Here is a 5,957-nt window from a genome sequence, read left to right on the forward strand (position 1 = left end):
CTCCGGCGGACGATTGCGGCGCGCGTGCACCGCGAAATTTACAGTTAAAACTATCATACCGCAGTTTGCCCGATAAATCAATGCACGCGGCAGGGAATGTTGTGCAAAAAGCCGCCGCCCCTTCCACTTGACAAAGGATAGGGGATGGCGTATCATGTAAGCCGTGGCTAACATTTAAATTGACGAAGGCCTGCAACCGCAGGCAGCGAGGGGTAATATGACACTGGATCAATTGGGCGTGGGAAACAGCGGCATCATTTTAAAGGTCGGCGGCGCGGGCGCCCTGCGCAGGCGGCTGCTCGACATGGGCCTCACCCCGAAGACGCGTGTGATGGTGCGCAAGGTCGCGCCGATGGGCGACCCGATCGAACTGCATCTGCGCGGGTACGAGCTGACCCTGCGGCTCGAGGACGCGCGGGAGATCGAACTGGAAAAAGAGGAGGACGCGCAATGATTTTCGCGCTTGCGGGCAACCAGAACTGCGGAAAAACCACCCTCTTCAACCAGCTGACCGGCTCCAACCAGCATGTGGGGAACTTCCCCGGCGTGACGGTGGAGCGCAAGGAGGGGGTCGTCACCCGCGCGGGCCGCGGGATGAGCCACCGCCTGTGGCACCGGATGCGCCACGGGGAATTTCACCGGGCCTTCCACGGGGAAGGGCGCGGCGCGGCGGACGCGCGGCGGGCCGCGCGCGAAGAGCATGAGGCCCGCCGGCGCCTCGGAGAGATCCGGGTCGTGGACCTGCCGGGCATCTATTCCCTCTCCCCCTATACGAACGAGGAGATCGTCACGCGCGATTTCCTGCTGAACTCCCATCCCGATGGGATCATCAACATCGTCGACGCGACCAACATCGAGCGCAACCTCTACCTGACGCTCCAGCTCATCGAGCTGCACATCCCGATGGTGGTGGCGCTCAACATGATGGACGAGTTCCGCTCGAACGGCGGCACGATCAAGATCAAAAAGCTCTCGGAGGAGCTGGGGGTCCCCGTCGTGCCGATCTCGGCGGTCAAAAACGAGGGCATCGACGAGCTCATCCACGCGGCGGCCGCGACCGCAGCCGCGCGGCAGCTTCCCGCGCGGCTCGACTTCTGCTCGGGCGCGGTGCACCGCTGCATCCACGCGGTCGCCCATCTGGTCGAGGACCACGCCGAGCGCATCGGCGTGCCTCCGCGCTTCGCCGCCACCAAGCTGGTGGAGGGGGACGCCCCGATGATGGAGCGGCTGGCGCTTTCGGAAAATGAAAAGGACATGGTCGAGCACAGCGTGGCCGAGATGGAGCGGGAGCTGGGTACCGACCGGGAGGCGGCGCTCGCCGACATGCGCTACTGCTTCATCGACGAGCTGGTGCGGACGGCGGTGGTCAAGCCGGGCGAAAGCCGCGAGCATATCCGCTCCGTGCGGATGGACGCGGTCCTCACCCACAAATATTTCGCCATCCCCATCTTCCTCGTCATCATGCTGCTCATCTTCTGGCTGACCTTCGGGGTGCTCGGCAGCTTTTTGAGCGACCTGCTGTCGGCAGGCATCGACGCCGTCACCGCCTCCGTCTCGTCGGCGCTCGCCGCCTACGGGCTCAACCCCGTCGTCCACTCGCTGGTCATCGACGGCGTCTTCGCGGGGGTCGGGAGCGTGCTCTCCTTCCTGCCGATCATCGTCGTGCTCTTCTTCTTCCTCTCGATGCTCGAGGACAGCGGCTATATGGCGCGCGTCGCCTTCGTCATGGACAAGCTGCTGCGCAAGATCGGCCTTTCGGGGCGCTCTTTCGTGCCCATGCTCATCGGCTTCGGGTGCTCGGTGCCCGCCATCATGGCGACCCGCACCCTCTCGAGCGAGCGGGACCGCCGCATGACCATCCTGCTCACCCCATTCATGTCCTGCAGCGCCAAGCTGCCGATCTACGCGATATTCACCATGGCCTTTTTCCCCAGCCACCGCGCGCTCGTCATGATCTGCCTCTATGTGGGCGGCATGGCCGTCGGGGTGCTCTGCGGGCTGGTGCTCAAGAGCACCGCCTTCCACGGCAAGCCGGTGCCCTTTGTCATGGAGCTGCCCAACTACCGCATGCCCAGTCCCAAGAGCGTCCTCCTGCTGCTGTGGGACAAGGCCAAGGACTTCCTGACCCGCGCCTTCACGGTGATCTTTATCGCCACGATCGTCATCTGGTTTTTGCAGACCTTCGACACCCGCCTCAACGTGGTCGCCGCGGGCGGCGAGGCGAGCATGCTCGCCTCCTTCGGGCGGTTCCTTTCGCCCGTCTTCGCGCCGCTCGGCTTTGCCGACTGGCGCGCCTCCACCGCGCTGCTGACCGGCTTTTCCGCCAAGGAGGCGGTCGTCAGCACGCTGGCGGTGCTCACCGGCACCAACACCGCGACCCTGCCCGCCGCGCTCGCAGGCATCTTCACCCCGGCGGCGGCCGTCGCGTTCCTCACCTTTACGCTGCTCTACACTCCCTGCGTCGCGGCCGTCGCGGCCGTCAAACGCGAGCTGGGCGGCGGACACGCGGCCGTCATGGCGGTCTGTCAGAGCGGGCTCGCGTGGGCGGCGGCGTTCTTCGTCTACCATGCCGCCCTGCTGTTCGCCTGAGGAAAGGAGTTCTCCATGCATCCGATCGATTATCTGGTTCTCGGCCTGCTCGCGCTGCTCCTGGTGCTGGCGGTGCGCTACGCGGTCCGCCACCGGGGCAGGTGCGGGGGCGGCTGCGCCGGCTGCCCCCACGCGGACGGGTGCCGCTCCCCGAAGAAGCGGGACGCCGGGCCGAAATAACGCGCCGTCAAACAACGAATCCCCCACCGCTCCGGGCGCGGTGGGGGATTCGTATTTGCCCGGGCGTGCGCGCCCGCGGGCGGCGAGTTCCCCGTCCTACCGGGGGGCGCGCACCCGGATCGCGCCGAGCACCCGCCCGATCGGTTCCTGGACCAGCAGATCGGCCTGCCCGTCCATCGGCGTGGCGGATTTGTTGATGACGGCGATCTTCCCGCCGCAGTAGCGGACGAGCCCCGCCGCCGGATAGACGGCCAGCGAGGTGCCGCCGATGATCAGCAGGTCGCAGGCGGAAATCTCCTGCACCGCGCGTTCGAGGGTGCCGCCGTCGAGTCCCTCCTCGTAGAGCACCACATCGGGCTTGACGATTCCGCCGCAGCCGCACCGGGGCACCCCCTGCGACGCGAGGATGAAGCGCGCGTCGTAAAACTTATGGCAGTCCATGCAGTAGTTGCGGTGGACCGACCCGTGCAGCTCGAGCACCTGCCTGCTGCCCGCCGCCTGGTGCAGGCCGTCGATGTTCTGGGTGATGACGGCGGAGAGCCTGCCCGCCGCCTCCATCTCGGCGAGCTTGAGATGCGCGGGGTTCGGTTTGGCATCGGGCGCGAGCATCTTGGCGCGGTAAAATTCATAGAATTCCTCCGGCCTGCGCACGAAAAAGGTGTGGCTGATGATCGTTTCGGGCGGGTATTTGTACTGCTGGTTGTAGAGCCCGTCCACGCTGCGGAAATCGGGGATGCCACTTTCGGTGGAAACGCCCGCCCCGCCGAAAAAGACGATCCGGGCGCTCTTATCGATCAGTTCCTGGAGTTTTTCCGTGCCGGTCATTGAAATTCCTCCTTGTAGCATTTTGTCGAAAATTTTCTGTCTGTAATATGTATTTTGGTAAAACATGCCTCATTGTCCCAGCGGGTTTCCTGACGGTTCTTTTTGTGACAATCCCCCTTACATTAACTGTAAAACAATCCTTTAATTGTAAAAATTTTCAAAAAGGGGTTGATTTTTCCTGCGGATTGTGCTAAACTAAAGTTGTTAAAAAATAATCAAAACTGGTCAACAATGACTTACTTCTCTCTTCCACACACACATAGATCGAAAAAAGCGGGCTGTGTCGCACAGTCCGCTTTTTTCCGCCCTTTTTTAACGGACCGCCTTGCGCAGCGCGCGGATCTCCGCCTTTTCCCGGGCGTCCACCCGGTTGGATTCCACGATCTTCTGCAGCGCCATCCGGCGGGTCTGCGGGTCGAACGCCTCCCCCTGGAGGAGGGGCCGCGTCCGTTCGGGGAACTTGACATAACAGACCGACAGCGCCCACGCGACCGCCATTTTGACGTAGTACCCCTCGTGGCGCACCGTCCGCAGAAGGGAGAGCGCCTCGTCGATATACGCCTCGTCGATATAGTGGTCCATCAGCATGACGACCGCGAAGCGCACCTCGAACTCCGCTTCGCCCGCAAAATAGGGCCGCAGGAAGGCGAGCGTCTCCTCCCGGTGCTTTTTCACCAGCTTGAGCCCGGCGCAGACGCTGTCGTTCACCGCCCAGTTGCCGATCTTGGGGATGAACTCCCGCAGGCGCTCGAGCAGCTCGCCGATCTCCATCCTCGCATAGCCGAGCACGAGCCCCTGAAGCATCGTCTCCTCGTAGGCGTCCGTCCCGGCGGCGGCGAGATAGCCCCGCCAGTCCCCGCGGGCAAGCTCCCGCGCGAGGCCGCGCAGCGCGGGGATGCGCACGCCGAGCAGGTTGTCCACCTCGGGCACCAGCTTCTGGTGAAAGGCGCGGTAGTCCGGGTCGGCCATCGCGCGCAGGCGCGCCTGCAGCGCCGCGTATTCCTCTCCTGTCACCGGGCTTTCCTCCTCTCCCCCGGCGCGGTCAGCTCCCAGCTGTGGCCGATCATTCCGCGCAGCGTCTCCTCCTCCAGCCCGCCGTTCACGTCGACGGTGTTCCAGTGGGTTTTATTCATGTGGTAGCCGGGCGTCACCTGCGGATAGACCTTGCGCCAGAACTCCGCCCGCATCGGTTCGCACTTGAGGTTCATGAGCAGCTTCCCCTCACGCTCGAAGAGCATGGCGAAAATCTTGTGGGTGCCACGGTGGCGCAGGACCGCCCACTCGTCGCCGAACGGGTAGTCCTCGTAGGCGTCCGGCCAGGTGAGGCAGAGGCCGATCAGCTTCCGGCCGGTCATGTGCGGTACGCCATCTTCCCGGGCGTCCAGTCCTCGAGCACCGCCGCGTAGTCCGCCGCCACCGCCTTCGCGCCCGCGAGGTCGTGGTCGCGGAAGTTTCCGCATTCTGCCTCCGCCGCGCCGGGGATCTCCCCCTCAAAGCCCGCGATAAACCGGAAGGTCTCCCGGAGCAGGGAAATCACCGCCTCCCTAGGGATGCTGTCGCGGGTCAGGAAATAGAAGCCCGTGCGGCAGCCCATCGGACCGACGTAGACGATCCCATCGGTCCAGCGGCTGTTGCGCACGTAGGTGGCGAAGAGGTGCTCGATCGTGTGCAGCGCCCCGTTTTCGAGGCAGCTCCCCGCGTTTGGGGTGCACATGCGCAGGTCATAGGTGACCACGTCCCCGTCGATGCGGGAGACGTAGAGCCCCTTTTCCAGTTTGGTGTGGTCGACGCAGAAGCTGGCAATCCGGTTCATATTCAGTCCTCCAGATAATCAAGTACCGCCCGGTAGGCCTCCACGAGCCGGTCAAGGGAACAGGCGCAGTTCGCGGGGCTGGGCGAGGGCAGCGCCAGGGCGGCAAGCCCCGTGCGCAGCCGGATGTGAGTTTGATAGAGGGCGGCGGCCCGTCTGCCCGTCGTGAAGACGGCGCGGATGTCCGCCGCCGCGAGGATCGGCGTCAAATCGTTGGCGACGGGGTTCCTGATGCTCGCGTCCGACGCGCCCTCGATGTCGCAGGAGGCGAGCACGTCCCACAGCGCGATCCCCCTCCGCAGGACGAGCGCGCGCTTTTCCGGGACCGTCCGGGGCTCCGGCTCGTCCAGCGCCGCGGCGAGCGCCCGCCAGAAGCGGTTCTGCGGGTGGCCGTAATAGAAGCCCTGCTCCCGCGACTTGGGGGAGGGCATCGTCCCGAGGATGAGCACGCGGGAGCGCGCGTCATAGACGGGCGGGATGGTATGTACGATGTGCGTGGGCATAACAGTCACCTCCCTGTCCGGGTGATGGGGTTCGGATGGCCGCCGCGGGG

Annotated in this window: 8 protein-coding genes; 3 read left to right on the forward strand and 5 right to left on the reverse strand. The window is 64.7% G+C overall.

Going from position 1 to position 5,957, the window contains the following annotated elements; translation table 11 throughout:
• Positions 1 to 217: 217 nt before the first annotated feature.
• Genes RDM88_RS11250 through RDM88_RS11260 form a run of 3 tightly spaced genes read left to right on the forward strand, consistent with a single transcriptional unit; the run spans position 218 to position 2,769 of the window.
• A complete protein-coding gene (locus RDM88_RS11250; protein ID WP_308754930.1) occupies positions 218 to 454 on the forward strand; it encodes a FeoA family protein in 237 nt (78 codons plus the stop codon).
• Complete coding sequence (feoB, locus tag RDM88_RS11255) at positions 451 to 2,589, forward strand: ferrous iron transport protein B (protein WP_308754931.1); 2,139 nt, start codon at positions 451 to 453, stop codon at positions 2,587 to 2,589. Before RDM88_RS11250 ends, feoB begins: the two co-directional genes overlap by 4 nt.
• Positions 2,590 to 2,604: 15 nt before the next feature.
• Positions 2,605 to 2,769: a FeoB-associated Cys-rich membrane protein gene (locus RDM88_RS11260; RefSeq protein ID WP_308754932.1), complete on the forward strand. Its 165-nt coding sequence runs from the start codon at positions 2,605 to 2,607 to the stop codon at positions 2,767 to 2,769.
• Positions 2,770 to 2,865: 96 nt separating this feature from the next.
• On the opposite strand, the gene RDM88_RS11265 is transcribed toward RDM88_RS11260, so the two are convergent.
• From RDM88_RS11265 to RDM88_RS11285, 5 genes are all read right to left on the reverse strand, one after another.
• Positions 2,866 to 3,594: an NAD-dependent protein deacylase gene (locus tag RDM88_RS11265; protein WP_308754933.1), complete on the reverse strand. Its 729-nt coding sequence runs from the start codon at positions 3,592 to 3,594 to the stop codon at positions 2,866 to 2,868.
• A 312-nt stretch (positions 3,595 to 3,906) separates the two neighbouring features.
• Positions 3,907 to 4,608: a DNA alkylation repair protein gene (locus RDM88_RS11270; RefSeq protein WP_308754934.1), complete on the reverse strand. Its 702-nt coding sequence runs from the start codon at positions 4,606 to 4,608 to the stop codon at positions 3,907 to 3,909.
• Positions 4,605 to 4,949 (reverse strand): MmcQ/YjbR family DNA-binding protein, encoded by a 345-nt coding sequence (locus tag RDM88_RS11275; protein WP_308754935.1) that lies wholly within the window; start codon positions 4,947 to 4,949, stop codon positions 4,605 to 4,607. Before RDM88_RS11275 ends, RDM88_RS11270 begins: the two co-directional genes overlap by 4 nt.
• Entirely contained in the window at positions 4,946 to 5,407 is a 462-nt protein-coding gene (locus RDM88_RS11280) for an S-ribosylhomocysteine lyase (RefSeq protein WP_308754936.1), read from the reverse strand. The genes RDM88_RS11275 and RDM88_RS11280 overlap by 4 nt, the downstream gene beginning before the upstream one ends.
• 2 nt (positions 5,408 to 5,409) lie before the next feature.
• On the reverse strand, positions 5,410 to 5,907 hold the full coding sequence (locus RDM88_RS11285; RefSeq protein ID WP_308754937.1) for a DNA-deoxyinosine glycosylase: 498 nt from the start codon (positions 5,905 to 5,907) through the stop codon (positions 5,410 to 5,412).
• Positions 5,908 to 5,957: the final 50 nt, after the last annotated feature.

The sequence above is a fragment of the uncultured Anaerotruncus sp. genome, from assembly GCF_902490045.1.
Lineage (GTDB): Bacteria > Bacillota > Clostridia > Oscillospirales > Ruminococcaceae > Anaerotruncus.